Below are 26,568 nucleotides of genomic sequence, written 5' to 3' on the forward strand. Positions count from 1 at the left end.
GAAAAAACGCCCCCCGGCCATGACGGCCGGGGGGCGTTCGTCGTTCGGTCTTGCCGTGCTATCTGCCGAGTCGGCGCGGGCCTGCCTCGACGCCTGTATCCCCCTTGAGTTCTTCGATGAGCCGCCGCAGTTCCCCGGCCATGCCCGCCAGTTCGTTCACGGCATGGGCCGACTGCTCCATGGAGTCCGCCGTCTCCATGGCCACCCGGTTGACTTCCTCGATGGAGCGGTTGATCTCCTCCGAGGCCGCCGACTGTTCTTCGGCCGCCGAGGCGATGCTTTGCACCTGGGAGGAGCTTTCGTCGGAAAACGACACGATCTCGGACAGGGATTTGCCCGAGGTGGTGGACAGTTCCGTGGCCTTTTCCACCATGGCCCCGGCCTGGTTCATGTCCTCGATGCTTTTGCGCGTGGAGGCCTGGATGGAGCGGATGTTGGCGCCCACCTCCTTGGTCGCGCCCATGGTCTTTTCGGCCAGTTTGCGCACCTCGTCGGCCACCACGGCGAAACCGCGCCCGGCCTCTCCGGCCCGGGCGGCCTCGATGGCGGCGTTCAAGGCCAAAAGGTTGGTCTGGTCGGCGATGTCGTTGATGACGTTCATGACCTGGCCGATGGATTCGGCCTGGCGGCCCAGGTCGGCCAGATTGGCGTTCATGGCCAGAGCCATGCGCCGCACCTCGGTGATGGCCGAAATGGCCTCTTCCACCACATGCGACCCCTCCATGGCCTTGCCCTTGGCCTTTTCGGCGGAGTCCGAGGCCTGCCCGGCGTTCTTGGCCACCTCCATGACCGTGGCGTTCATCTCCTCCATGGCCGTGGCGGTCTCGCCCATGCGCTGTTTCTGGAGTTCCGTGCCCCGGTTGATCTCGTCGATCTGGGCCGAGATCTCCTCGGAGGAGGTGGTGACCCGGTCCACGATGCCTTCGAGCTTTTCGGCGGCGGCCAGCATGCCTTCGTGCAGGGCCTGCTCGGCCTGGCGGCGCAGGGCGTTGCCCTCGGTCACGTCCTGGACCAGTTCAATGTGGCCGATCTTTTCACCCCGGGTGTTGAACAGGAAGGCGGAGTTGACCTGAAAATCCCGATCAATGCCCGGCTGGGTGAACGTGGACACCGGGTTGCCCCGGCGCAGGCATTCCACACCGCATTGGTCCGTGCCGCAGATGGAGGCGCCCCATTCCTTACAGTGCCGCCCGACGAGGTCGGCCCGCTTTTTGCCGGTGACGTCCTCGGCTGGTTTGTTGACGAAGGTCCAGTGCTGCTCCATATCCGTGACCGAGATGGGGAAGGGGATGGAATCGAGGATGGCCTCGTACCAGAAGGCCTTGTCCACCACGATGTCGAAGGCGGTGTTCAGGTTTTTGGCCGCCTGTCCCACCTCGTCGCCCGAGGTCACGGCGAGGCGGGCGGTGAAGTCCCCGCCCGCAAAGCGCCTGGCCGCCTCGACGATGCGGGCCAGGGGCCTGGTGACGATGACCCTGGAGAGCAGGAAGACCAAGGCCAAAAGTACCAGCAGGCCCAGGCCTCCAGCCGCAAAGCTCATGTTCACGCTGCGCTGGGCGTCGGCCAGAAGGGCGTCCAGAGACACGGTCAGGACCATGCTCCAGGGGGTGTCGGTTTCGCCGATGGTGAAGGGCGACAGGTAATAATAGGAGGTCTCCCCCGTGGCCAGGGACTTGTTTTCCTCCACGCGGGCCTTTCCCGCCCGGACGTCTTTGTCCCGGGCCGTGGCGTCGGCCCGCACGTCGAGAATCTTCTTGCCCACGAATTCGGCCTTGGGATGGGCCACATAAGTGGTGTCATTGGAGAACAGGAAGGCATAGCCCTCTCCGAAGGGCTTGATCCCCAGGACGATCTTCTTGATGAGCTCGGTGCTGATGTCCACCCCGGCCACACCCACGATCTTGCCGTTTTGGCGGATGGGCGCGCACAGGCTGACGAGCATGGTCTTCTGGCCGCCCACGGTGTATTCCACCGGGTTCATGACCACGTCCTTTCCAGAACGCAGCGGCTTGACATAATAGTCGTTTTTCCCGGCCGTGTCGTAGTCCGTGCAGGGCTCCAGATGGACGCCGCCCACCCGGTTCCAGTAGGGCACGAAGCGTCCCTTGGCGTCGCTGCCGTCTGCGCCCGCGTTTTCCCCGTCCAGCCCGTCCAGGGCGTTTGGTTCGAACACGGTCCATACCCCGAGAAAATCCGGATTATGTTCGAGCAGGCCGCGCAGCATGTTGCTCACCCGGGCCCGCCGCGTCTCCGGAGGCATGTCGTCCATGAAGGCCAGGGCCTGGGCCACCCCCCGGGCCGCGTTCAACCCTTCGTCCAGTTCGGCCTTGATGATGGCCCCGCTGGCGGCGGCCTCCATCTTGACCGCTTCCTCCACCCGGAGTTTGGCCGAATTGTTTAAAGTCCTGGCGAAATACAGGGTGGTCACGGCCAAAATGATCGTCACCACCAGCCCCACGCACAACGACAGCTTGAGCCCGATTCCCATTTTTTGGAACATGCGAGTCCGCTCCCTGCAAGCACGGTTGGCGCGCGGGCGGAACGGACCCGAAAGCGCGGTTTCAAACGGAAGAGAAGAGGCTTTTTACCAGTATATACGGCACCCCGGGTTTTCTTTCAATCCCCGGGAGGGTTATTTCTCCATGGTAAAGAAAAAAACAGGCTTACAGGGGAAATATAAACGTCAACGGACGATATCGCAAGGTGTATAATCGAAGCATGCACACCTGTTTCAGAAAGGCGGGAGCGGCCGGAAAAACGAGGAAAAAACGGAAAAATGCATGTGGCGTGCACTCGTAAAGGTGCGCCGCAGCCGCTTCCCCTGGGACTTGCGGGAAAAAACGGTCGGGCGGCTGAAAGCCGCATCAGTTCCAGAGTTCCTGTTCTTCCTCCTCGGTCAGGGCGTCGGATGCGTCGGGGCCGCCTGGCGCGGCAGGCCTCTTGCCGGTGCGGGGTTTGGCGGGCCGGATGTCGAAACCCGTGAGGTAGGCCCCGTAGGCGAAGCCTTCCCGGCCATCTGCAGTGCGGACCCTGATCCAGTTCTCCTGGCGTTCCAGAACCGTCACCATTTCGTCCCGATCCAGACCGCCGATCACGGCGCTTTTGGACGACGGCCCCTGCCGCAGGTTCAGGCCCTGGATGGTCACCCGTTCGGTGCGCGGCGAAGGGGAGGCTACGGGGGCTGGCGTCGGGGAGGCGGGCTTGGTTCCGATACTCACGGAGCAGGCGGGAAGGATGGCCAGGGCCAGGAGTAAGGCCAGAAGCGGCGTCAGGGTGCGGCGGGGCATGATCCCTCCTTGCGGGCGTTTTCTATGGGAGGGCATTGGCCGAGTCGGCAGGCCGCCTCGAGATCCCGGCACATGTCTGATGGGCGTCCCAGACTGGCGAGCAGCTTGGCGCGCCGGATAAAAAGTCCGGGATTGCCGGGGTCCAGAGCCACGGCCTGGTCGTAGGCCGAAAGGGCCTCTCCGGGGCGGCCAAGGGCAATCAGGCACAGGCCGCGCATGGAGTGCACGGCGGCCTGGGCGTCGCCTGCGGCCAGGGCCTGATCATAGTCCGCCAGGGCTTCGGCCGGGCGGCCCAGGAAATAACGGGCATGGCCCCTGGCGACAAAATATTCGGCCCGGCCGGGGGCCAGGGCCAGGGCCGCGTCGAGTTCCTTCTCGGCCTTGGCGTAACGTTTGGCCCGGCCGTGCGTTTTGGCGGCTTCATGATGCCGGGCGGCCCGGCGCAGGGCATCGGCGGCGGCGTCCGTAACGCCAGGCCCGGGAGGGGCCTCGGCCGCAGCAGGGGGCGGCGGGGCCTCGTCACCCGGCGGGGCGGCCGGGGGGGCCGTGGCGGCGTCATCGTCCTTCGGGGCCGCAGGAGGCGGCTGACGCCGCGCGGCATCGGCAAAGGCCGCCAGATCGCGGAAAAGGCGCTTGGTGGCGTCAGAAATCCCGGACAGGCTGGCCGGGCCCATGGCCACCCCGGCCCACAGGATGCGGCCGGTCTCCACGTCGATGAACCGGGCGTCGATGCGCGTCTTGCCGTCTTCTTCGGCCACGGAGCCGCTGACGATGGCCGTGGCCCCGGCCATGGCCCCCACCTTGAGGGCCGCCGAGGTGTAGGTCAGGCCCCGCTCCCCGAATTCCAGTTCTTCCAGCAGGCGGCTGATGATCCGCCGTTCCACCACCTCGAACCGGCCGGAATTGACCGCCGCCGTGGTCAGCATCTCCGAAACCAGACGGCCTTTTTCGCTGTTCCGGGCCTTGGCCGTGACCGGTTCGAATTCGAGAATGGCGATTTTTTGCCGGTCGGCGGCCCGGAATGTCGCGCCAGAAGACGGGCTCTCGGCCTCGGCGGCCTGCGCCGGGGCAAGGGGGACCGCAAGCAGGCCCAGAAGGAGGAAGAGCAGAAAAGCGGATGCCCGCGGCATGGAGCAGACGCCTCCTCGGGCAAAGCCGTGTCGGCCCTGCCTGCGGTATTTGCCACGGGCCGTAGCGCGCGGCTGTGTGACCATCGGCTTTTCTTACGCAGTGCAGGGAGGCTTGGTCAATGCCCGCGCGGGGACGACGATTCATTCTCGCCGAGGTCCAGGACGGCGAACGGCTTGGTCAATGCCCGCGCGGGAACGGCCCTGGCGGCGGGCTGGAAAAAGCGAGGTTCACCGTCCGGGGCCGGGGGCGTTTGCCGTGAACAGGGCGTCGCCCGAGGCCAGTCGGCCCTTGGCGTCGGAAAAGGGATCGTAGAGGCCCTCGAAGGCAAAGCCGTGGGCGGCCAGGAACTCCCGCAGTTCGGGGAAAAGCGGTTGCCCGTCGTAGAGCGGGTAGAAGGCGGTCTCGGCCAGGATGAGCGCCGCCCGGGGCAGGATGCCCACGGCCCCTTGCAGGGCGGCCAGTTCATAGCCCTGCAGATCGAGCTTGATGATGTCCGCGCCTTGCGGCAGGGCCGCATCCAGCCGGACCACCGGGACCGTCACCCGGGCCGTCTGGCGGATGTCCTGGTCGGCATATTTCTCATGGATGCCCGTGGGCGGGAGCATGGAGGACAGGGTGCGGCGGCTTAAGACCGTCAGCTCGGCCGTAGCCGCCTGCGGCCCCAGGGCGCAGGCCTGGACGACGACCCGGGCGTCTCCCAGATAGCGTTTTTCAAGCTTGCGGGCCAACTCCGGCAGGGGCTCGAAGGCCGCCACCCGGGCCCGGGGGAACAGCTCCAGAAAGCGGGCCGTGGTGCGGCCCTTGTTGGCCCCGCCGTCCACAATCACGGGGTCTGCGGCGGGGCGCAGTTCGGCCAGCCGGTCCAGGGGCGGGGTGTCGTGCACCAGGGCGGGGTCGAGATCGTGGAACATGGGGCGTGGCATGGCGAGGGGGCGGGATCCGGTCAGGACGTGCCGCCGGAGGCGTCTTCGGGCTGGTCCGAGGCGTGGGCATGGGGAAAAAGGGGCAGCGTCAGGGTGAACACGGCCCGGCCCGCATCGTGGGCATAGGCCAGGGAGCCGCCCATGTCCTGGGCCAGCCGTCTGGCCAGGGCCAGTCCTGGGCCGGTCCCGCTTTCCTCGAAGGGCAGAAACAGCCGCTCGGGCTCCCTGGCCGGTTGGGCCTCGGGGTAAGCCACGGTCAGTCGGGAAAAGGTGTCGTCGGACCAGGCCGTCACGTCCATGGTCCCGCCCCGGGGCATGTGCGCCGCGCCGTGGCGCACCATGGCCGTCACCACCTGGCCCAAAAGCAGGGGGTCTTCCTCCACGGCGGTGACGGCCCGGGAAAAATCCGTGCGGCACACGACGTCGCGGCCGACGAGTTCGGGGGACAGGGCCTCCAGAACCTGGGCGATCACCCCGCCCATTCCCAGGCACACCGGATGCTGGTCCGCCGGTTGCAGATAGGTCCGGATGCGGTCCACCAGGGCCTCCAGGCGGGCCGCCTCGGCCAGGATGATCTCGGTCTCGTGGGCCTCGGGGTGGCGGTCGTGGAGCCTTTTGGCGAACCCGGCGATGGAGAACAGGGGGTTTCGGATTTCATGGGCCACTTCGGCGGATATGGCCCCCAGGGTCTTGAGTTTTTCCTGCTGCACCATGAGCCGCTCCAACTCCACCCGGTCGGTGATGTCGATGAGCAGGCCTTCCACCAGCATGCCGTCGCCCTCGGGGGCCTCCGTGGCCGACATGACCTTGAGGATGCAGTGCGTGATGGTTCCGTCCGGGCGTAGAAAGCGGCAGTCGAGGGACAGGGGGCGGGAAACCCCGGAAAAAGCCTGGCCGATGACGTCGCGGATGGCCTGGCGGTCGTCGGCGTGGGCCTGTTGCACGAACCAGCCGGGAACCGCCAGGGCTGTGGCCCGGGACTGGCCGAACATGGCGCGGCAGTTTTTATTGACGAATTCCAGTGTCAGATCCGGGCGCAGGGCGAAGACCAGAAGCGGCAGGTTCTGGACCAACTCGAAATAGCGGGCCTCGGCCCGCAGCATGCGCCGCTGGGTCTCGGCGGCGGTGATGGCCGCCTGGGCGGCGTGGTCCAGCAGTTCGTAGCTTTCGATGGGTTTGACGATGAAGTCCGTGGCCCCGCGCCGGAAGCTCTCCACCACGTCGCGCACCTCGCCCCGCCCGGAGATGACCACCACCGGCGGAGGGTCGGCGACATGGGCCAGTTCGGCCAAAAATCCGAATCCGTCCAGCACGGGCATGCGCAGGTCGAGCAGGATCAGGTCCGGCCGCTGTTTCTCCAACAGACCCAGGGCCTGACGGCCATTTTCGGCCTGGGCCGTCTGGTATCCCGAATGGGAAAGCCACAGGGAGACGCTTTCGCGCAGGGTGGGATCGTCGTCGACGATCAGGACCAGGGGACTTTTCACGCGCGCTGGGCATCCTTGTGGAGGTGTGGGAACGGGACGGCCTGTGCCTTTTATGCCGGGTTGCCGGGGAAACGGCAAGGGGGCGGCCGCCGTCGGTCGGCTGTCGCCCCGGGTGGTGTCGCCGTGGTGGCATCGGACAAGAATGTTGCATGCCGAAATCCGGCGTGTCTGTGAAAATTATGTTGCAAAAATGTCAAAATTTACCTATACGCACTCCACCCGAACGGCGCCGGTGGGCGCGGCGCGGACATCGCTTCTCGTTTTCAGGACAGACGATGCCCGTGACCCCCGGAGCCTGTGCAGGGGAAACACGGCCGCGCGGCGGCCAACACTTTCAAGGGGGGGTTATCTATGAATGCGGCGGATACGGGATTCATCCTCATCTGCGCAGCCCTGGTCATGTTCATGACCCCGGGGCTGGCTCTTTTCTACGGCGGCATGGTCCGGGCCAAAAACGTCCTGGGAACGGTCATGCACAGCATGGTCATCCTGGGCGTCGTCTCCATCGTCTGGGCCGTCATCGGTTACACCTTGTCCTTTGGCTCGGACATCGGCGGCCTCATCGGCGGCATGGACTTTTTCGGCCTAAACGGCGTGGGCGTCGAACCCAAAGCCGGCGTGGACAATCTGCCGCACCTGGCGTTCATGATCTTCCAGTGCATGTTCGCGGTCATCACCCCGGCGCTGATTACCGGCGCGTTCGCCGAGCGCATCAAGTTTACCGGATTTTTGCTGTTCACCATCCTGTGGGTCATTTTCGTCTACAGCCCCATGTGCCACTGGGTGTGGGGCGGCGGCTGGCTGGCCGGACTCGGGGCCCTGGACTTCGCCGGAGGCGCCGTGGTGCATATGAGCTCCGCCGCCTCGGCCCTGGCCTGCGCCATCTACCTGGGCAAACGCTCGGGCTACGGCAAGCAGCCGTTTATGCCCCACAATCTGCCCCTGACCGTGCTCGGCGCGGCCATCCTGTGGTTCGGCTGGTTCGGCTTCAACGCCGGTTCGGCCCTGGCCGCCAACGGCCTGGCCGCCAGCGCCTTCACCACCACCCACATGGCCGCTGCGGCCGCCGCCATCGGATGGATGGTCGTGGAATGGATCCATCGCGGCAAACCCACCACCCTGGGCTTCGTGTCCGGCGCGGTTGCAGGCCTTGTGGCCATCACCCCGGCCGCCGGATTCGTCACCGTCATGCCCGCCATCGTCATCGGCCTTTTGGCCGGCGGCATCTGCTACGGCGGCGTCCTGCTCAAGCATCTCTTCGGCTACGACGACTCCCTGGACGTGGTGGGCATCCACGGCCTGGGCGGCACCTGGGGCGCGCTGGCCACCGGTCTTTTCGCCACCAAGACGGTCAACGAACTGGGCAATAACGGCCTGTTTTTCGGTAATCCCGGGCAGTTGTGGATTCAGTTCATATCCGTGGTGGCCACCTGGGCCTTCTGCTTCGTCATGACCATGATCCTGCTCAAAGTCGTGGACGTCGTAACAGGCATTCGGGTAAGCTCCGAGGACGAAAACAAGGGGCTTGATGTCTCCCAGCATTCGGAAGTGGGTTACCAACTCTAGGCCCCTCAAGGAGCAGCATCCCATGAAAAAGATTGAAGTCATCACCCGGCCTTATAAGCTCGATGAAGTCAAGGAAGCCCTGACCACCGCCGGAATCAAGGGCATGACCGTCTCCGAGGTCAAAGGCTTCGGCCGTCAGCGCGGGCACACCGAGGTCTACCGCGGCGCGGAATACCAAGTCGATTTCGTGCCCAAGGTCAAAATCGAACTGGTGGTCGAAGACGCCCTGGCCGCCGAGATCATCAAGACCATCCAGAACGCCGCCCGCACCGGCGAGGTGGGCGACGGCAAGATCTTCGTCTCCCATATTGAAGACGTGGTGCGCATCCGCACCGGCGAGACCGGCAACGCCGCCGTCTAAGACAAAGTCCCCGGGAGAGGGCGCCGCCCTCTCCCGGACCCTCTCCCGCCGGGGGGAATCATTCCCCCCGGACCCCCCGAACGGGGTTTCTCATACGGCCAGGGGCCTGGGAGCATGCTCCCAGGCCCCTGGCCGTATGAGAAACCGGTGCGGGGCGCAGGCGGGCGTGCTCCACCGGAGCGAAGCCGTCGGAGGCCATAAGCACCCATGACCATTCCCGATCATCTGCCCCAGAGCGCCCGGGCCTTCGCGGCCTCGCGCCAGGCCCTTTTCGCCGATCTCGACGCCGGGAGGACCGGCGCCGGGTTCGTGGCCGCCCTGTCGGATCTGGCCGACCGCTATTTCGGCGAACGGCTGGCCGAATTCGGCCGCGGCGCCAGAGGAGGCGGGGAATTTTCCCTTGTGGCTGTCGGCGGCTACGGGCGGCGGGAACTGTGTCCTTTCTCGGATCTGGACGTGCTGCTGCTGTTTCCCGGAGAGCCGCCCGGGTGGGCCGGGGAACTGGCCCGGTTTCTGTTTTTTCCCCTGTGGGATTTGGGCCTCGAGATCGGGCACGGGGTGCGCGGCGTGGACGCCTGCCTGGATCTGGCCCGAAGCGATCATCAGGTCTTGGCGTCGTTTCTGGACGCCCGGCATCTGTGGGGCGACGTCCGGGTCTTCGCAGAGCTTGCCGCGCGCATGTCCCGGGAGGTCTTCCCCGAGCGGCGGGCGGCCTTCGCCCTGTGGCTGGCCGAGGCCAACATCGGCCGCGGCCGGGTGCACGGCGAGGCCGGGGCGCTCCTGGAGCCGCAGCTCAAGGAGGGCCTGGGGGGGCTTCGCGACGCGCATCAGGTGCGCTGGCTGTCGCATCTGGCCGATCTGGCCGGGGGCTATCAATCCCCGGCGGCCGAGGCGTTCGCGGCCTTGTCCCGTGATGCGGCGTTCCTGCTTGTGGTCCGCTGCCATCTGCACCGTATCGGCAACCGCAAGTCCGACAAGCTGCCCTTCGAGGTCCAGGAGCACATCGCCGCCAGACTGGGCTTTACGGAAAAAGACGGGGCGCTTGGGGTGGAGGTGTTTCTGGCCGAGCTTTTGCGGCGCATGTCCCGGGTGAAAAATCTGCGCGAGGCCTTGTGGCCGGGGCTGGCCGTGGCCCTGGGGGCCCTGTCCGACCGTCCCCCGGAGGTGGTGGGCGACGGCGTGGCCAAGGGGCCGTCCGGGCTGGATTTCGCCCCGGGGCTGAGCGATGCCCAGGCCTTTTCCCGGTTGTTTCTGCTTTTCGGCACGGCCGTGCGCACGGGCGAGCCCCTGGCCTTTTCCGCCGTGCGCCGGGCTCGGGAACTGGCTTTTCGGCACGGGGACCGGCTGTGCGCCGACCCGGCGGCCCTGGCCTCCCTGGTGGGCATCCTGGCCGCCGACGCCTCGGGCCGGGTGGCCGAGGCCCTGTTCGAATCCGGGGTGCTGTCGGCCATGCTGCCGGAATTCGCCCGGGTGGGGCATCTGGTCAAATTCGACCTGTACCATGTGCATCCCGTGGGCCGACACAGCCTGGAGGCCGTGCGGCGGCTGGCCGAGGCCGGGGCCTTTCCCGAGAGCCGCTACCATGCGCTTTTTACCAGCGTGGCCCACCTGGACCGCTTGATCCTGGGCGCGCTGTTTCACGACATCGGCAAGGGACTTGGCGGGGAGCACGCCGAGAAGGGGGCGGGCATCGCCCGGTCGGCCCTGGCCCGGTTCGGCGTGGACCCGGAGACCGTGGAGGAAGTGGCCTTTTTGGTGCGCGAGCACCTCTTTCTGGCGGACACGGCCTCGCGCCGCGACCTGTCCGACCGCGACGTGGCCGCCGCCTGCGCTGCCCGGGCCGGGACCATGGACCGCCTGAACATGCTATTGCTTTTGACCTATGCCGATGCCCGGGCCACAGGGCCGTCCGCCTGGACGGGATGGAAGGAAAGCCTGGTCTGGGAGCTGTACCGGCGCACGGCCCGAATGCTTTCCGAGGGCAACCTTTTCGACGAGCACGACGCCGGACGCATGCTGCGCACCCGGGACCGGGTCCGGGCCGCCGCCCGGGGGATCATGCCCGAGGCCGAGGTCGAGGCCTGTCTGGACCAGATGCCGCCGCGCTATCTGATCATCCTGGATGTCGCCGACATCACCCGGCACCTGGGGCTGGTGGCCAGGTTGCGCCAGGAGGCCAGGGATCTGGCGGTGCGCCTGCCCCGGGGCCGGGCCGGGGCGGCAGGGGAAGAGGCTGCCGGATATGCCCCGGGGGCGGTGGTCTTGGAGGCCCGGCCCGCGCCCGGGGGGGCCGGGCATGAGCTCACGGTGGCGGCCATGGAGACGCCGGGGCTTTTCGCGGTCCTGGCCGGGGTCTTGGCCCTGCATGACGTGAACATCCTGTCGGCGGAGGTGTTTTTGTGGGGGGACGGCACGGCCATCTACGTCTTCGGGGTGTCGGACCCGCCGGACGCCCTGTATGCCGAGGAGTTGTGGACCCGGGTGGGGGGGGCGGTGCGCTATGCGCTTTTGGGCAGGCTGGCCCTGGAATACCGCCTGGACCAGAAACGTCGGTCGCCTCTCGCCTGCCGACAGGGACAACCGGGAGGGCCGGTGGCCGTGCAGGTGGAAAATAAGACCTCGGCCCTGTATACGCTCATTGAGATTTCGGCCCCGGATCGCCTGGGGCTTTTGTACGACATCGCCCATGTCATGGCGGGCCTGCGCCTGGAGGTGCGGCTGGCCAAGGTGGACACCCTGGGGGAGCGGGCCCGCGACGTGTTCTACGTGCGCGGGGCCGACGGCAAAAAGATCGAAGACGAGGGGCAGGCCCGGGAGATCGAGGCCGCGCTCATGCACCGGCTGGGGTGTTGACGCCGACGGATTGACCCGCGCCCGGGACGCTCAGACCGTGCCGAATCTGGATGCCGCCGGGGCCGGTGCGCCGCGCAAAAGCCCTTCGGTGCTCAAATCCTCGTCGATGTCCGGCCAGTGGATGCCGTAGCCGCCCCCGCAGATCTCGAAACGCTGCCGGGCCGATTCCTTGGCGGACAGCAGCCGGGGATACCAGGCCAGAGGGACCGAGATGGTCCGGCCGTCCATGAGGTCCACCACCAGGCTATCCGGAGTCATGCGGACCTCCTTGACCCGTTCATCGGCCGCGGGCGCCAAAATACCCATGCCATGCCTCCTTGAGATGTGCCTTGTGGGTTTCCACGAATTCGTGCAGCCGCCGGAGCTCCTGCGGAGAGAAACCGAAATTTCTGGCCAGGCTGACGGGCTCCAGCCAGAATTTGGCCGACAGTGCGCCTCGGTCCACATGCACATGCCCGGGTTCGTTGGGCTCATGGCTGAAGAAATAATACCGGTAGGGGCCGTCGCGCAAGACTGTGGGCATGATGTCCTCGCCGAGTGGCGTGGTGCGCCGGGCAAGAGTCGTTTTTTTACCCCATGCCTCAATTCGCGGGCCGGGGCAATCGCAAGCGTTCATTCCTGCGAGGCCGCCCGGGCCGTCTTGACGCCGCCCCGGCCCGCCGGATACATGACGGACCATGAGCGCATGCCGCCGTCCGGCGGCCATTTTGGAGGTGATCCATGGACCAGGCTGAATCCAGCGACGCCCAGCCGCGTATGCCCCGTATCGGCGAACCAGCCCCGGCTTTCGAGGCCGAAACCACCCAGGGCGATCTGCGCCTGGACGATTACGCCGGAAGCTGGTTGGTTTTTTTCTCCCACCCGGCGGATTTCACCCCGGTATGCACCACGGAATTTCTGGCCTTCGCCAAGCTGTATCCGGCATTCAAGGAAAACGGCTGCGAGCTTTTGGGCCTGTCCACGGATTCGGTCTATTCCCACATCGCCTGGGTGCGCAACATTGAGACCGTCTTCGGGGTCAGGATCGCCTTCCCCATCGTGGCCGACGCCGGGCGCGAGGTGGCCCGGGCCTACGGCATGATCATGCCTGCGGAGTCGGGCACCGAGGCCGTGCGCACGGTGTTCGTCATCGACGACCGGCAGATTGTGCGCGCCGTGCTCTCCTACCCCATGACCACCGGCCGCAGCGTGGACGAGATTTTGCGGCTGGTCCAGGCCCTGCGGGCCACGGACAGGCACGGCGTGGCCACCCCGGCCGGTTGGCTGCCCGGGGACAAGGTCATCGTGGCCCCTCCGCGCACCCAGGAGATGGCCGAGGAACGCGTGAAGGCCGGTGATCCGGATTGCCGGGACTGGTATTTCTGCCTGAGAACCCCGGGGTGATCTGTATTTTGTTTGTATTTTAAACTTTTTCTAGATGTTGAACGTAGGATTACTGCCATTTCGTAGACCATATTTGCCTTCCTAAAGCAACACAAGCTGAATGTATCCCAGCTAAATCTGGAGAGCTTGCCAGAAAGTCAGACAAAGAATGCAAGTATTTATGAGGAAGAAATATTTGAGAAGTGTAGTCAGTGCAGAAGTATTAATAGTCCCCGATTATATATGATTGTATAGCTGGGCGGAGTGCTTAGTGATCGATAAAATTGTATTTACAATTGACAGTTGCTCAGAAAATGGCGATGAATTTGGGTTAAATGAAGCAATTGAATGCTGCTACAACTATCTTGATAGCTTGAATGACTGTGATTGTGATGTGCCCTTGGTGCATTATTTCGTCGCTAATGCATATTCGGCAATAAGGGACATCGAAAAGAGTAGAGGGAATATATCTGACTGGGATTGGGAGAATGACGCGCGAAGCAAGGAATTACTACATCTTAGAAAATGTATCTCGAGTAGTTCATTCAAACAATTAGATAAAACTAGGCAGTGCCAAGCTCTTACAAACTTAGCAAATTTGCTCAGTAACACCGGACGACCAATACAGGCCATAAAAATATGGAATAGAGCAATCGAGGTAGACAGTTTTTTTTCAATGGCAATTTTCAACAAGGCCCTTGGGCTACATTCATATGCCGGGTTATTGTTTGATGATGGCCATAAGTTTTTGTTTTTTCAAGAGATATATAAGATATATCGCCTTGCAAACGAGCCAAAATATTTATTTGGTCTCGAGCAATTTTCAGCCAAGTCCATCACTGGAATGGCTTCTGAATTCTGTACATGGTGGAGTTCGAACAAAAGTGAAATAGCAGAACAACTTAAAATGTATCATAATTATATAAGTGACTATGATGAAAGCCTGGGAAACTCAAAAGAGGAAGTTGCTTACAGAAATTGGTGTCTGGAACATATTCTATTTATTAATCCCCTCAACGATCTCGGCCGCTACAAACTTGCAGGTCGGGATATATGTTTTATCCCGTCAATGACTCTTAAAGTTGGCGAAGGCCCTTTTTTGCAAGCACTATATCAGCAAATGGTTCATGAATATGGATCATCCCGGTATCTTTTTTATCAAGCATTGCAAAACAAACGCGATTCTCATTTTTGCATGTCTGACATATTTTATGTGGATACATCCGATAGCCCTCAGCATGGTTATTGGATTGATATGATAAAGGCATCGTTTAAAATTATTTATGGAATATTTGACAAAATTGGAACTTTTATCAGTAAATACTATACAGTAGAGTCTAAAGCAGTTTACTTCAAGACAATTTGGTATAAAAAACAAAAAAAAGAAAATGGCTTGTTGGACATATTTACGGCAGCGGAAAATCATGTCTTCAGGGGGCTCTATTGGCTGAGTAAAGATTTGATGGGTGATTTAGATGAAACAAATGGTTCCGAATTTTGTGTAGAACCTGCTGCAAGAAAGATTGCATTGCTGAGAAACAGGATGGAACACGGATATGTTAGGGTAATAGATGAAAATAATCATCCTAGTTCGCTAGATTCGGATTTTGCCATGGTAATCACCCTAGATGAGCTCGTAAATAAAACTTATGATTTGTTTAGCTTGGTTCGCGAAGCGCTAATGTGTTTGGCGATGGCTGTAAATGGTGAAGAAATCAACAAAACAAATTCGACGGATGGTCATGTTTTCAGCATTGGATTGCCAATTTCAAAGAATATGTAAAGGAGTTGAGTGTCCTCGGTAACAAAAGGAGCTATATGGGGGGTGTTAATTGTGCCGAGGTAATTTTTGGGATGGTTTTATCTCCAAATCTGGTGACGCCGCAATCAAGAGCATTACACAGAGTCTTTTCCGGCGTACCTGGCATTGCCGCCAGCGTCCGTTCGGCTCCGGGTCGGCGAACGAAAGCGAACCCGCCGGACGCAATTTTCGTTATCACGGCCGATATCCGCCCGGCGGCGAAACCACGGGAGCACCATAGTCATGGCCTGCGTCAAACCAAACGGCGAACTGACCACGGCGGCCCTTGAGGTTCTGGCCAGCCTCGCCGCCCCGGCCACGGACCAGGAAGTGGCCGCGGCCGTTTCCCGGCCCGTGCATCAGGCCCGGGCCATCCTGCGCGAACTGATCAAGATCGATCTGGCAGTCCGCGACGGGGATCTGTACCGGATCACCCCGGCCGGGCGGACCCGGCTCGGCGGTTGACGCCTGGGCCGGAACCGGCGGGCTGCTGTCCCGGCGACCGGCCTCTGCGATAACGATCCCCGCAAGCCGGGGAAACGGGTGTTTCTTCCAAAATACACAGGGGTGTTTCGGGAAGGCCAGGGCTTCAGGCGGGTTCGGCGGACACAAGACTGGACGCCGCAGCGAATCGGCATTACCTCCCTGGCACGGGCATTCTGTCCGGCGGTCTGTATTTTGCAATCGTTCATGGCGTGCTCGACCGCCAGACCCGCAAGGTCCGGGGCGATGGGGCGGGAATATGAGCGGGAATGGAGGCGGGGTGGACGCATACGGGGAGATCCTGGCCGGGGACGCCGCGCGCGGCCTGGCGTCTGTCTGCGCCCGGTGCGCCGGGCTTGGCCCCACCTGCTGCGAGATGTCGCCAGGACAGGAGGAGGCCTGCTTTCCGGTCTCCGACCTGGAGCGTCAGCGCATCAGCGACCATGTGGCCCTGACCCGGGGCGGGTTTGTGGAAGAGGCGAATTCCCGGGCCTTCGTCGCCAATCTGCATCGGCTTTTTCCCCGGGAACGCCGGGTGGTGGACGCCCTTTTCCCGCCAAAGGGGACGCATCTGCGCCTGTCCACCGACGCCCATGGCCGGTGCCAGTTTTTGACGGGCACGGGGTGCGCCTTGCCAAACGAGGTACGCCCGTATTATTGTCGCGTTTTCCCGTTCTGGGTCGTATCCGGGAAATTGGCCGTCTTCGCCCCGGGCGGTTGTCTGGCCTGCCGCGAGGGCCGTTCCGTCGCGGGGATGCTTGCAAGCCTCCAGGTCCGGGCGGAATTCCTTCTTGATCTACACTGCCGGTTGCGGCTGGCCTGGGGTTTTCCTCCTGAGGAGGGCATGGCCTTCGTCACCCCCGCCCTAGCGAGATTCCATCCGTGAGAAAACTGTTCATCGTGCTGCTTGTCCTGCTTGTCCTTGGCGCCCTGGCTGGCGCCGCAGGCCTGGCCGGTCTGTATTTCTGGGCCTCAGAGGATCTGCCGGGATTTCGCAAGATCACCGACTACCGGCCCCCCCTGGTGACCACGGTCTATGCCCGTGACAACCAGGTTTTGGGCTACCTCTATTCGGAAAAGCGGTTCCTGGTCACCCTGGGCGAGATGCCCGAGTTTTTGCCCAGGGCTTTTCTGGCCTCCGAAGACGCCGCCTTCTACCAGCACGAGGGCGTGGATCTGGGGGCCATCTTCCGGGCCATGCTGCGCAACCTCCAGGCCGGCGGCATCAAGCAGGGCGGCAGCACCATCACCCAGCAGATCATCAAACGCCTGCTGCTGACCTCCGAAAAAAGCTACCAGCGCAAGCTTAAGGAGGCCATCCTGGCCTACCGCCTGGAAAAATACCTGACCAAAGACGAGATCCTGACCATCTACCTGAACCAGATCTATCTGGGTTCCCGGGCCTACGGCGTCGAGGCCGCAGCCCGCACCTATTTCGGGGTCCACGTCAAGGATCTGACCATCGCCCAGGCCGCGCTTCTGGCCGGTCTGCCCCAGGCCCCCACCCGCTACAGCCCGTTTCGCGACTTCGAATCGGCCAAGGCCCGGCAGAAATACGTGCTCGGGCGCATGCTGGTGCAGGGCTGGGTCACCCAGGAGGAGCACGACAAGGCCCTGGCCGAACCCCTGGTCTTTAAAAGCATGCCCGACCCGTCCTGGCAGATCGCCCCCTATTACCTCGAAGAGGTCCGACGGGAGCTCATCGACCGCTTTGGCGAAGACATGGTCTATTCCGGCGGGCTGCATGTCTACACCGCCGTGGACCTGCGGCACCAGGAATACGCCGCGCGGGCCCTGCGCGAGGGGCTGACCGCCTCGGAACGGCGGCGCGGATTCAAACCCCAGGTCGAACACCTGGACAAGGCCAAGTACGAGGAGTTTCTGGCGGCCAGCGACATGCCCGAACGGTCCCTGACCACCGGGGCCTGGGCCAAGGTTTTGGTGACCGAGGTCACCCCGGCCGGGGCCACGGCGCGCTTCGGGGACAAGACCGGCTACATCGCCACGGAGAACATGAACTGGGCCAAGGGACGCCTGTCCCCGGGCGACGTGCTGTGGACCACGATCATGGCCGCACCGGGCGAGGCCCCGGAGCCGAAGCCCGCGCCCGCAGCCAAGGCCGGACAGAAGGCCCAGGCCGCCCCGGCGCCGGTCCAGACCCCGGCCCAGGCGGCGGCCCAGGCCCAGGTTGCGGCCCCCGCCGGTCCCAAGGCGGCGGGAAAGCCCGTCTGGCGCTTAAATGCCCAGTTCGAACCCCAGATCGAAGGGGCCCTGGTGTCCATGGACCCGCGCACGGGCGAGGTTCTGGCCTGTGTGGGCGGTTTTTCCTTCGAGCGCAGCCAGTTCAACCGGGCCACCCAGGCCCTGCGCCAGCCCGGGTCGTCGTTTAAGCCCATCGTCTATTCCGTGGCCATGGACAACGGCCTGACTCCGGCCACGGTGGTCATGGATTCGCCTTTTTATTACCGCGACCCGTGGAGCGGCAAGGTCTGGAGCCCGGGCAACTACGGCGGCGACTTCATGGGGCCCATGAGCATCCGCTCCGCCCTGGCCAAGTCCCGAAACCTGGTGACCATCCGGGTGGCCCAGCAGATCGGCATGAAAAAGGTCGTGGAACGCGCCCAGGCCATGGGGCTGCGCGGCGATTTCGTGCCGTATCTGCCCGTGAGCCTGGGGGCCGTGGCCGTCAACCTTCTGGACATGTGCCAGGCCTATTCGGCCTTCGCCCGGGACGGCTCCACCGTGAAGCCCCGGTTCATCCTGGCGGTCAAAAGCGCCTGGGACGAGGATATCTACCAGTCCAAACCCGAGGCCACGGTGGTCATGACCCCCCAGACGGCCTATATCATGGCCAGCATGCTCAAAGAGGTGGTCCGGGCCGGGACGGCCACGGCGGCCAAGGTGTTTTCCCGCCCCATGGCCGGAAAAACCGGCACCACCAACGACTTCCAGGATGCCTGGTTCATGGGCTTCACCCCCTATCTGCTGTCCGGCGTATACATCGGCTACGACCAGCCCCGCTCCATGGGCAACGGCGAAACCGGCGGCAAGGGCGCGCTGCCCATCTGGATCAGCTACCGCCAGGGCGTGGAGAACGACTATCCCGTGCAGGATTTCGAGCGTCCGCCGGGGATCGTTATGGCCGATGTGGACGGGATCGCCATGCCGTTTAAGGAGGGCACCGAACGCGGCTCCTTCGCCATTGTGGACGAGGAGACTGAGCGGGTGCTTTTTGCCGATCCCAACGCGCCCCTGGCCAGAGGCGAGGATCTGCTCAAGCAGATGTTTTGACGCGATCCTTCCATGGCGCAGCCCCTCTCCGGCGAATCCGCCCCGACACCCGACACCGGCAGCCTGGCCGGGGCGTTCCGATGCGTGGACCGGGTTTCCGATCCGGGACGGTTCGTGGCCTGCCTGGAGCGGTTGTCGTCCATCCCCTTTTTTCGCGACTATAAATCCGAGAGCCGGGCGGCCCTTGGCCTGCGCCCGGGCGACCGCGTTTTGGAGGTGGGCTGCGGCCTGGGGCTCGATCTGGCGGCCCTTGGCGCGGATGTGGGCCCCCGGGGGCTGGCCGTCGGCCTGGACATGAGCCGGATCATGCTGGAGCGGACGAGACAGGCCGCTCCGCCCCGGGCCTGCCTGGCGTTTGCGGCGGGGGACGCCCTGGCCCTGCCCTTTGCCGACGCCGTGTTCCATGCCTGCCGGGTGGACCGCACCCTGCAACATGTCGCCGATCCATTCCAGGCCCTGGCCGAGATGGCCCGGGTGACCCGGCCCGGGGGGCGGGTGGTGGCTGTGGAGCCGGACTGGGGGAGCTATCTTCTGGATTCGGCGGACCCGGAGGCGGCCGGAATCGTGGCCCGGACCTGGCGCGAGGGATTTCCAAGCGGACGGGTGGGGCGGTCCCTGGCCCGGGGCATGGCCGGGTGCGGCCTTTCGGATATTGCCGTCACGCCGCGCACCTTCGTGCTCCGCGATTTCGCCGCAGCCGACGCCATCTACGACATCGAGAGGACCGTGGCCGGGGCCGTGGCGGCGGGAGGCCTGACGCAGGAGAGGGGGGCGGCCTTTCTTTGCGGACTTGTGCAGGCCGACGGCCTGGGATATTTTTTTTCCAGTTTGACGTTTTTTCAGGTCATGGGCCGTCTTCGTGGGGCCTGACATGGTGGTAGCAGACTCGGTTTTCGGGGCAACCCCAGCCAAGCCGGACCACATCTGCCTCGGGTCCGCGAAAGGATGATCCCGTGACGACGCAAGAACATGAGAGCAGTGAACCGGACGACGGGGACGATCTGGATCTGGCGGACATCGTCCGGGAGATTCCGGCCTTTCACGGCCTGGACGAGCAGGACATCACGAGGCTTTTGGACGCCTCGGAGATATTGCAGGTGGCCTCCGGGGAAACCATCATCCGGGAGAACCAGAGCGACCGGCATTTGTATTTTCTCATCGACGGACAGGTGGGCATCCACAAAGAGAACGTCAAACTGTGCGAGTTGCGGCGGCTGGGCGATTTTTTCGGTGAGATCAGCGTCATTGACAGCAAATGCCGCAGCGCCACGGTGACGGCCAAGCGGGACTGTCTGCTTTTGCGTCTGGACATGGACGCCGTGGACATGAACGACATGCAGGGGCAAAGCCATGTGCTGGCCGTGATCTATCGGGCCTTTTCCGAGGTGTTGGCGGATCGGTTGCGGCGTATGAACGACGAGCTTTTGTATCTGCGGCGGGAAGTCATCCGGCTTCACGGCCGCCTGCGGTATGACAAAGAGGGAGGACGAGCATGACCAAGGCAGTGATCCCGGCCCAGGCCCTGGAGTTGGCCAGGAAGGCGGCGGCGCGGGTGCGGGAGCTTGAGGCCAAGGCGGATGAGGCCTTGCATGGACGGGGGGATACGGCCGGGCACCGGGGGCTGATGATCGAGAAATGCGAAACCCTGGCCGACCTTCCCGAGGCGGTGGAACAGTTGGCGAGCGAGGCGGACACCCCGGCGGCCGAAGAGTTTTTGAGCGGGCTGGCGGATTTCGCCAGGCGCGCGGGCCAGGCCATGGATCTGGGGAGCATCTTCTATATGACGGCGCTTTTGTATCCCGAGGACTACGTCGCGGGCGAGAAGAACGATCTGGAGCGCTTCCTGGACGGGTTTGACGCTGTCTAGCGGCAGTTGCGAGGGAGATATCCATGTTCATCATCATCGTGGATTACGTCCAGCCGTTGTCCGAGGTGGACCGGTGGCTTGAGGCGCATCGGGAATTTTTGCGGGAGCAGTATGCGGCCGGTATTTTTTTGGCGTCCGGCCCGCGTACGCCCCGCACGGGGGGCGTCATCCTGGCGCATGGCTGCGACCGGGCCGCCCTGGAAACGCTTCTTGAGGCCGACCCCTTCAAGCGTGAGGGGGTGGCGACGTATAGCATCCTGGAATTTTCTCCGGTGATGTGCGACCCCGTCCTGACGCCTTTTTTCACGCCTTCTTCCTGACGTTTTTCCCGCATCCCTGTTTCTCCCCCCCACACCCCGTCTTTCCGGCGGGCGGGCCTGACGGCGCAACGCGCCGCCAGACCGCCGCCGGGACGAAGGGGGTCCGGGGCGGCAGCCCCGGTTTTCCCAAGTGCCCAACCAAGTGGTATTACATAAAAATACGTTCGTATTTTTTTGTGGCGGCGGGCGGGGTCCGGGGCGGCAGCCCCGGTATTTCCCCACGTTCGCAACAACTGAATATTACTTAAAAAATACTATCGTATTTTTTTGTAGGTGCGGGCGGGGCCCGGGGCGGCAGCCCCGGTTCCGTTACAGCAGGCTTCCCTGGTCGGGCGGTCGGACGCGGGCGAAGGTCAGGCGATGGAGCGGGCATGGCCCCAGGCGGGCCAGGGCGGCCAAATGGACCGCCGTGCCGTAGCCTTTGTGCTGCGCCAGCCCATAGCCGGGGAACCGGGCGTCGAGCTTGGTCATGAGGCGGTCACGGATGGTCTTGGCCAGGATGGAGGCGGCGGAGATGGCCGGGATCAGGAGATCGCCGCCGACGATGGCCTGCTGGGCGGGCGGCGTGGTGAAGCGGGCCAGATTGCTTGCGGGGATGGTCTGGTTGCCGTCGATCAGGGCCAGGGGCGGGATGGGGTTCAGCCTGCCAAGGGCCTTGGCCATGGCCAGAAGCGACGCCGCCAGGATGTTGATGCGGTCGATCTCGGCGGGCCAGACAACGCCAAGAGCCCAGGTTGCGGCCTGGGCCTTGATGGCCGCCGCGAGGATGTCGCGACGGCCCGGCGAGAGTTTCTTGGAGTCCGTGAGCCCCGGCAGATCGAACGTGGCGGGCAGCACGACGGCTGCGGCCACCACGGGACCGGCCAGACAGCCGCGTCCGGCCTCGTCGATTCCGGCGTGGGGGCCAAAGTCCGTCTCCGCGCCACGGCATGCGGCGGGGCGACGCTTCGATGACGGCCCGGGCACGGGAATCCGACGCCGACCGGCCTACCAGTCGGTCCTGGTCTTGATGCGGGCGGCCTTGCCCTTGAGGCGGCGCAGGTAGTAGATGCGGCCGCGGCGGACCTTGCCCTGGGAGATCACTTCCACCCGTTCGATGAACGGCGAGTGCATGGGGAAGACGCGCTCCACGCCAACGCCGTCGGACACCTTGCGCACGGTGAAGGTGGCGTTGGTGGTGCCTCTGCGAACGCGCAGGACAGGGCCCTGGAAGACCTGGATGCGCTCTTTTTCACCCTCGATGATCCGCAAAAACACCTTCACGGTGTCCCCGGCGCGGAAGGAGGGCATGTCCAGGCGCATCTGTTCCATCTCGATTTTCTGAATCGCATTCATGATTTTGGCTCCTTGGGCGTGCCGACGGGAGTGATGCCCGCGCGGCCCGTATCTCTCACCCGGCGTCGCGATGCGCCCGGATATCGTCTGATGTTCGCCAGTCGCCGGGCGGCGCCGACGGGCACTGGCCTAAAACGTCTCACCCCGGCTTGGGGCCCGCCTTGCGGCAGGATTCGCCTCAGTACACATCGCCAAGCAGCCGGTCCACCAGGATGGCTGCGGCGGATCGCACGGACAGGTGGTTGTAGGCGTCCAGGGGCCGTATCGGCGGTAAAAATCCGTCGGCCAGACAGGTCGCCTCCGGGGCAAGCCCCGACCCGGTCCCGAAAACCAGCAGCACCGGCCTTTCACACAGTATTTCCCGCAACCGGCCAAACCCCGTGAACCCGGCGTCGCCCTCGGCCTTGGCCGAGGTGGCCGCCACAAAGGGCCGCATGCCCCGCTGGCTGGCGATTTCGTCCTCCACCTCGTGCAGGTCGCAGCGCACGCGCACCAGGGACAAGGCATCGGCCCGGTCGGGATTGGCCGCCAATCCCGGGCCACTCGTCCAGTGGGACACAAGCTTTTCGGCCAGGGCCCGCTGGTCGGACAGGGGCGTGACCACAAAATATCCGCCCAGACCATAACTGCGGGAAACGCGCGCTATATCGTGTACGTCGAGGTTTGTCAAAGAGGTCGTGCCGGTTTTTCCCTGCCGATTGAGCACCGGGCCGTGGAGCAGGGCCGTGTAGAGGTTGCGTCCCAGGCCCGGACCTTTTTTCCCGCGCAGGTAGTCCACGTCCCGGGCGGTCAGTCCGGCCTCGGGCAAAAGCCCGGGCCGAACGGCCAGGGTGGCCTCAAGGCTTTGTTCCCGCCGCCAGGCCGCAATGCGGGCGTGATCCCCGGACAGCAGGATGGGTGGCACGGCAAGCCCGTCGAAGACCTCGGGCCGGGTATAGTGGGGATATTCCAGAAGTCCGGAGGAAAAACTCTCCTCCTCGGCCGATTCGTCCTTGCCCATAAACCCCGGCAGGAGCCGGGCCACGGCCTCGATGACGCACAGGGCCGCGGTCTCGCCGCCGTTGATGACGAAGTCGCCCACGGAGACCGGCTCCAGGGGGAACAGTTGCGCCAGCCGGGCGTCGATGCCCTCGTAGCGGCCGCAGACAAGCGTCAGATCCGGGGCGTCCGCCAGCCGCCTGGCGGCCTTCTGGTCGAAGGGCCGTCCCCCGGGGGTCAAGAGGACCATGGGGCCGGGGGCGCTGATGGAGGCCAGGGCCTGCACCAGCGGCCCGGGCATCATGACCATGCCCGGCCCGCCGCCGTAGGGCCGGTCGTCCACGGTGTGGTGACGGTCCACGGCGAAGTCCCGGGGATTGACGAAGTCAAAGGCCACAAGCCCCGCCTCCATGGCCTTGCCCATCAGGCCGCAGGCCAGGGCCTCGCGGAAAAACTCCGGAAAAAGGGTCACGATGTGGAATGTCACAGATCCCCTTTGTCCTCGGGTTCGGGGGCTCCGGGAGCTCCGGGAGCTCTGGGGGCTCCCGGGGCGGGCGTTTCGAGGTAGATGTCCGCCAGGCCGGGGGGCGGGGTGGCGATGACCACGCCGGCCGTCAGGTCGATGTCGGCAATGGTGTGGGGGTTGGCGGGCAGCAGGATCTCCCGTCCGGAGGCGTGGCGGATGGCCCACATCTCCTGGCCGGGCAGATCCAGGATGTCGCTGATGACGCCCAGGTCCGGGTGCGGGGTGTCCGGGGCCAGCACCCGGCAGCCGATGAGCTGGTGGCGGTAGACCTCGTCCTCGGCCAGGGCGGGCAGTTCCCGGGCGGGCACGGACAAAAGGCAGCCGCGCAGGGCCTCGGCGGCGTCCCGGTCGGGGACGTCCGTAAAGGCTACCAGGAGCCGGTCGGCATGGACGCGCAGGGCGGCGACGGTGCGGCGTGTGGGTTTGCCGGGTCGCCCCTCGGGCGGCGACAGGCGCAGGCTGCGGCCTTTGCGGAAAACGGAAGGGGAGTCGGCGAACGATCTGACGACGAGCTCCCCCCTGATGCCGTGGGGCCGCAGGATTTCACCCACGACCACGTATGTGTCCGGTTTCGTGTTCATGGCTGCGGCCGGGCCGTCTGGGCCGCCCACGTCCTGTCTATTCGAGGATTTCCAGGACGGAGCGTTTTTTGGCCTTGGTGGAGGCCGCGCCGAGGATGGTGCGCATGGCCCGGGCCGTGCGGCCTTGTTTCCCGATGACCTTGCCTAAATCCTCTTTGGCCACCTTGAGTTCGATGACCGAGGTCTGTTCGCCCTCGACCTCGGCGACCTGCACCTGGTCGGGGTTGTCGACCAGCGATTTGGCCACGTATTCGATCAAGTCCTTGAGCATAGACACCTCCCGCGTAGACTGACCACATGGCGAGGCGTGGAACCGGCCGATCCATCCGGACATGCCCGGACGGCTCAGGCCGTCTCCCCGTTCCTGCCTCGCGGGTTCCTGCAACTCCCTGTAAAAAAGCGGCGCCAGCCACCGCGAAAAGACTAGCTCCCGGCTTTTTTCAGCAGGGCCTTGACCGTGTCCGAGGGCTTGGCCCCGCGATCGGTCCAGTGCTTGACCTTTTCCAAATCCACCTTGATTTCGGCCGGGTCAACCATGGGATTGTAGTAGCCCAGGTATTCCAGGGCGCGGCCGTCGCGGCGGGTGGCGCTGTCCAGGGCGACGATGCGGTAGAAGGGACGTTTTTTGGACCCCATGCGGGTCAGACGGATTTTCATGGCCATGATGCGATTCCCCTTTTGTAGCAATCAGGTTTGGTTGTCGTTATGGATGCGGCGGGAACCCCCGCCATTCCCGCTCGGGCGGGATTACCGTTTTTTCCGTTTCTGCTTTTTGCGCTTGGAGGCGCTGGTGGACTTGCCCGGGGTCCGCGCAAAACGCGGATCCTGGGGCTGGGCCTCGTCGCCCCCGGCTCCGGGCATGCCGGGCATGCCGCCGGGAAGGCCGGGCATGCCGCCGGGCATCCGAGGCATCTTGGGCATCTTGGGCATCTTGCCCGGGGAGGGCAGTTTGCCGCCGCCCATCATGCGCTTCATCATTTTCTGCATCTGGGAGAAATTTTTCAGGAGCTGCGTCACGTCCAAAACCGTGGTTCCCGAGCCCTTGGCGATGCGTTCGCGGCGGCTGGGATTGATGATCTTGGGGTTTTCCCGCTCCTTTTTGGTCATGGAGCCGATGATGGCCTCCACGCGGGCCATTTCCTTCTCGGGCACCTGCACTTCGCCAAGCTTCTGGCGCACCTGGGACATGCCGGGGATGAGCTTGAGGATGCCCTCCAGGGAGCCGAGCTTGCGCACGCGGCGCATCTGGGTGCGGAAATCCTCCAGGTTGAATTCGGCCTTGCGGAGTTTTTTCTCCATGGCCGCGGCTTCCTCGGCATCGATGTCGGTCTGGGCCTTCTCGATGAGGGTGAGGATGTCGCCCATGCCCAGGATGCGCGAGGCGGCCCGGTCGGGGTGGAAGATCTCCAGGTCCGAGAGCTTCTCGCCCATGCCCACGAACTTGATGGGCTTGCCGGTGATGCCCTTGATGGACAGGGCCGCGCCGCCGCGGGCGTCGCCGTCCATCTTGGTGAGCACGATGCCGGAGATGTCCAGGCGGTCGTTGAAGCTCCCCGCCACGGTGACCGCGTCCTGCCCGGTCATGGAATCGGCCACGAACAGGATCTCGGCCGGGGAGGTCGCGGCCTTGATGGACGCCAGCTCCTCCATGAGGGCCTCGTCCACATGCAGGCGGCCGGCGGTGTCGAAGATGACCACGTCGAAGCCGTTTTTGGCGGCCTCGGCCAGGGCCGCCGCGCAGATGTCCACGGGGTTCTGGCCGGTCTGGGACGGGTGGACGGCCACGTCGATCTGGGCCCCGAGCTTGGTGAGCTGCTCGATGGCCGCCGGGCGGTAGACGTCGGCCGGGACCAGATAGGGCTTTTTCTTGAGCTCGCGGCGCAGGCGCAGGGCCAGCTTGGCCGAGGTGGTGGTCTTGCCCGAACCCTGCAGGCCGACCATCATGATCGCGGCGGGCCGGTCCTTAAGATCCAGGGCGGTGGCCTGTCCGCCCAAAAGCTCGATAAGCTCGTCGTGGACGACCTTGACCACCTGCTGGCCCGGGGTCAGGCTTTTCAGGACGTCCTGGCCCATGGCCCGTTCGCGGACGCGCTCCACGAAGTCCTTGACCACCTTGAAGTTGACGTCGGCCTCAAGGAGCGCCAGACGCACCTCGCGCAGGGCGTCCTGGACGTTTTCCTCGGTCAGGCGGGCGTGGCCCCGGATTTTTTTGAAAACCCCTTCCAGGCGGTCTGTCAGGCTGTCGAACATGTGGCTCCCGCGTGCGGCGTTCGGCACGGCAAAATGGCACGACGAAAAGGAAAGCCTTTCCACTTATCCATGTGGAGGCAATCCGTCAAGAGGCACGCCGCAGGGCGCACCAGAACGCCCGGCGGATGCGGCGGCGTACGCGGGTGGCGTTTCCGGGGCGTCCGGC

The 26,568-nt window shown here is 64.3% G+C and carries 26 protein-coding genes; 12 read left to right on the top strand and 14 right to left on the bottom strand.

Annotated elements, in window-relative coordinates:
- Nucleotides 1-58 precede the first annotated feature (58 nt).
- The 5 genes from GD606_RS18315 to GD606_RS18335 form a co-directional block, all read right to left on the bottom strand.
- A complete protein-coding gene (locus GD606_RS18315; RefSeq protein WP_163302992.1) occupies nucleotides 59-2,500 on the bottom strand; it encodes a methyl-accepting chemotaxis protein in 2,442 nt (813 codons plus the stop codon).
- Nucleotides 2,501-2,864: 364 nt separating this feature from the next.
- Entirely contained in the window at nucleotides 2,865-3,287 is a 423-nt protein-coding gene (locus GD606_RS18320; RefSeq protein ID WP_163302991.1) for an SH3 domain-containing protein, read from the bottom strand.
- Nucleotides 3,269-4,417 (bottom strand): FlgO family outer membrane protein, encoded by a 1,149-nt coding sequence (locus GD606_RS18325; protein WP_176629346.1) that lies wholly within the window; start codon nucleotides 4,415-4,417, stop codon nucleotides 3,269-3,271. The genes GD606_RS18320 and GD606_RS18325 overlap by 19 nt, the downstream gene beginning before the upstream one ends.
- Nucleotides 4,418-4,645: 228 nt before the next feature.
- Complete coding sequence (locus GD606_RS18330) at nucleotides 4,646-5,341, bottom strand: FkbM family methyltransferase (RefSeq protein ID WP_246298880.1); 696 nt, start codon at nucleotides 5,339-5,341, stop codon at nucleotides 4,646-4,648.
- 20 nt (nucleotides 5,342-5,361) lie between these two features.
- Nucleotides 5,362-6,828: a response regulator gene (locus GD606_RS18335; RefSeq protein WP_163302708.1), complete on the bottom strand. Its 1,467-nt coding sequence runs from the start codon at nucleotides 6,826-6,828 to the stop codon at nucleotides 5,362-5,364.
- 351 nt (nucleotides 6,829-7,179) lie between these two features.
- Here GD606_RS18335 and GD606_RS18340 point away from each other — a divergent pair, with 351 nt between their 5' ends.
- From GD606_RS18340 to glnD, 3 genes are all read left to right on the top strand, one after another.
- On the top strand, nucleotides 7,180-8,394 hold the full coding sequence (locus GD606_RS18340) for an ammonium transporter (RefSeq protein ID WP_163302709.1): 1,215 nt from the start codon (nucleotides 7,180-7,182) through the stop codon (nucleotides 8,392-8,394).
- Nucleotides 8,395-8,416: 22 nt separating this feature from the next.
- The gene (locus GD606_RS18345) at nucleotides 8,417-8,755 is read left to right on the top strand and encodes a P-II family nitrogen regulator (RefSeq protein WP_176629347.1); all 339 of its coding nucleotides are present in this window, start codon (nucleotides 8,417-8,419) and stop codon (nucleotides 8,753-8,755) included.
- Nucleotides 8,756-8,962: 207 nt separating this feature from the next.
- Nucleotides 8,963-11,608, top strand: a complete 2,646-nt coding sequence (glnD, locus tag GD606_RS18350; RefSeq protein ID WP_163302710.1) for a [protein-PII] uridylyltransferase — start codon at nucleotides 8,963-8,965, stop codon at nucleotides 11,606-11,608.
- Nucleotides 11,609-11,638: 30 nt separating this feature from the next.
- On the opposite strand, the gene GD606_RS18355 is transcribed toward glnD, so the two are convergent.
- Entirely contained in the window at nucleotides 11,639-11,914 is a 276-nt protein-coding gene (locus GD606_RS18355) for a DUF2442 domain-containing protein (protein WP_163302711.1), read from the bottom strand.
- Nucleotides 11,886-12,131, bottom strand: a complete 246-nt coding sequence (locus tag GD606_RS18360) for a DUF4160 domain-containing protein (protein WP_163302712.1) — start codon at nucleotides 12,129-12,131, stop codon at nucleotides 11,886-11,888. Before GD606_RS18360 ends, GD606_RS18355 begins: the two co-directional genes overlap by 29 nt.
- A gap of 197 nt (nucleotides 12,132-12,328) precedes the next feature.
- Here GD606_RS18360 and GD606_RS18365 point away from each other — a divergent pair, with 197 nt between their 5' ends.
- The 9 genes from GD606_RS18365 (at nucleotide 12,329) to GD606_RS18405 (ending at nucleotide 20,732) form a co-directional block, all read left to right on the top strand.
- Nucleotides 12,329-12,991 carry a peroxiredoxin gene (locus GD606_RS18365; protein ID WP_163302713.1) on the top strand — a complete coding sequence of 221 codons (663 nt, stop codon included), beginning with the start codon at nucleotides 12,329-12,331 and terminating at the stop codon, nucleotides 12,989-12,991.
- A gap of 250 nt (nucleotides 12,992-13,241) precedes the next feature.
- Nucleotides 13,242-14,753 (top strand): LA2681 family HEPN domain-containing protein, encoded by a 1,512-nt coding sequence (locus GD606_RS18370; RefSeq protein WP_163302714.1) that lies wholly within the window; start codon nucleotides 13,242-13,244, stop codon nucleotides 14,751-14,753.
- Nucleotides 14,754-15,014: 261 nt separating this feature from the next.
- Nucleotides 15,015-15,236 carry a hypothetical protein gene (locus GD606_RS18375; RefSeq protein WP_163302715.1) on the top strand — a complete coding sequence of 74 codons (222 nt, stop codon included), beginning with the start codon at nucleotides 15,015-15,017 and terminating at the stop codon, nucleotides 15,234-15,236.
- A 277-nt stretch (nucleotides 15,237-15,513) separates the two neighbouring features.
- Nucleotides 15,514-16,140: a YkgJ family cysteine cluster protein gene (locus tag GD606_RS18380; protein WP_246298882.1), complete on the top strand. Its 627-nt coding sequence runs from the start codon at nucleotides 15,514-15,516 to the stop codon at nucleotides 16,138-16,140.
- On the top strand, nucleotides 16,137-18,545 hold the full coding sequence (locus GD606_RS18385; protein WP_163302716.1) for a penicillin-binding protein 1A: 2,409 nt from the start codon (nucleotides 16,137-16,139) through the stop codon (nucleotides 18,543-18,545). Before GD606_RS18380 ends, GD606_RS18385 begins: the two co-directional genes overlap by 4 nt.
- Nucleotides 18,546-18,557: 12 nt before the next feature.
- The gene (locus GD606_RS18390; RefSeq protein ID WP_163302717.1) at nucleotides 18,558-19,415 is read left to right on the top strand and encodes a methyltransferase domain-containing protein; all 858 of its coding nucleotides are present in this window, start codon (nucleotides 18,558-18,560) and stop codon (nucleotides 19,413-19,415) included.
- An 83-nt stretch (nucleotides 19,416-19,498) separates the two neighbouring features.
- Nucleotides 19,499-20,041 (top strand): cyclic nucleotide-binding domain-containing protein, encoded by a 543-nt coding sequence (locus GD606_RS18395; RefSeq protein WP_163302718.1) that lies wholly within the window; start codon nucleotides 19,499-19,501, stop codon nucleotides 20,039-20,041.
- On the top strand, nucleotides 20,038-20,412 hold the full coding sequence (locus GD606_RS18400; RefSeq protein WP_163302719.1) for a hypothetical protein: 375 nt from the start codon (nucleotides 20,038-20,040) through the stop codon (nucleotides 20,410-20,412). Before GD606_RS18395 ends, GD606_RS18400 begins: the two co-directional genes overlap by 4 nt.
- Nucleotides 20,413-20,435: 23 nt before the next feature.
- Nucleotides 20,436-20,732: a YciI family protein gene (locus tag GD606_RS18405; RefSeq protein ID WP_163302720.1), complete on the top strand. Its 297-nt coding sequence runs from the start codon at nucleotides 20,436-20,438 to the stop codon at nucleotides 20,730-20,732.
- Nucleotides 20,733-21,041: 309 nt separating this feature from the next.
- On the opposite strand, the gene rnhB is transcribed toward GD606_RS18405, so the two are convergent.
- The 7 genes from rnhB to ffh all read right to left on the bottom strand — a co-directional run bounded on the left by rnhB (nucleotide 21,042) and on the right by ffh (nucleotide 26,402).
- Nucleotides 21,042-21,623, bottom strand: a complete 582-nt coding sequence (gene rnhB, locus GD606_RS18410) for a ribonuclease HII (RefSeq protein ID WP_246299110.1) — start codon at nucleotides 21,621-21,623, stop codon at nucleotides 21,042-21,044.
- A 96-nt stretch (nucleotides 21,624-21,719) separates the two neighbouring features.
- Nucleotides 21,720-22,067 (bottom strand): 50S ribosomal protein L19, encoded by a 348-nt coding sequence (rplS, locus tag GD606_RS18415; RefSeq protein ID WP_163302722.1) that lies wholly within the window; start codon nucleotides 22,065-22,067, stop codon nucleotides 21,720-21,722.
- 178 nt (nucleotides 22,068-22,245) lie between these two features.
- A complete protein-coding gene (gene trmD / locus GD606_RS18420; RefSeq protein WP_163302723.1) occupies nucleotides 22,246-23,532 on the bottom strand; it encodes a tRNA (guanosine(37)-N1)-methyltransferase TrmD in 1,287 nt (428 codons plus the stop codon).
- Entirely contained in the window at nucleotides 23,529-24,152 is a 624-nt protein-coding gene (gene rimM, locus GD606_RS18425; RefSeq protein WP_163302724.1) for a ribosome maturation factor RimM, read from the bottom strand. The genes trmD and rimM overlap by 4 nt, the downstream gene beginning before the upstream one ends.
- A 37-nt stretch (nucleotides 24,153-24,189) precedes the next feature.
- Nucleotides 24,190-24,423 carry a KH domain-containing protein gene (locus GD606_RS18430; protein WP_163302725.1) on the bottom strand — a complete coding sequence of 78 codons (234 nt, stop codon included), beginning with the start codon at nucleotides 24,421-24,423 and terminating at the stop codon, nucleotides 24,190-24,192.
- A 152-nt stretch (nucleotides 24,424-24,575) separates the two neighbouring features.
- Nucleotides 24,576-24,815: a 30S ribosomal protein S16 gene (rpsP, locus tag GD606_RS18435; protein WP_163302726.1), complete on the bottom strand. Its 240-nt coding sequence runs from the start codon at nucleotides 24,813-24,815 to the stop codon at nucleotides 24,576-24,578.
- 84 nt (nucleotides 24,816-24,899) lie between these two features.
- The gene (gene ffh, locus GD606_RS18440; protein WP_163302727.1) at nucleotides 24,900-26,402 is read right to left on the bottom strand and encodes a signal recognition particle protein; all 1,503 of its coding nucleotides are present in this window, start codon (nucleotides 26,400-26,402) and stop codon (nucleotides 24,900-24,902) included.
- Nucleotides 26,403-26,568: the final 166 nt, after the last annotated feature.

This window comes from Desulfolutivibrio sulfodismutans DSM 3696 (assembly GCF_013376455.1).
Classification (GTDB): domain Bacteria; phylum Desulfobacterota; class Desulfovibrionia; order Desulfovibrionales; family Desulfovibrionaceae; genus Desulfolutivibrio; species Desulfolutivibrio sulfodismutans.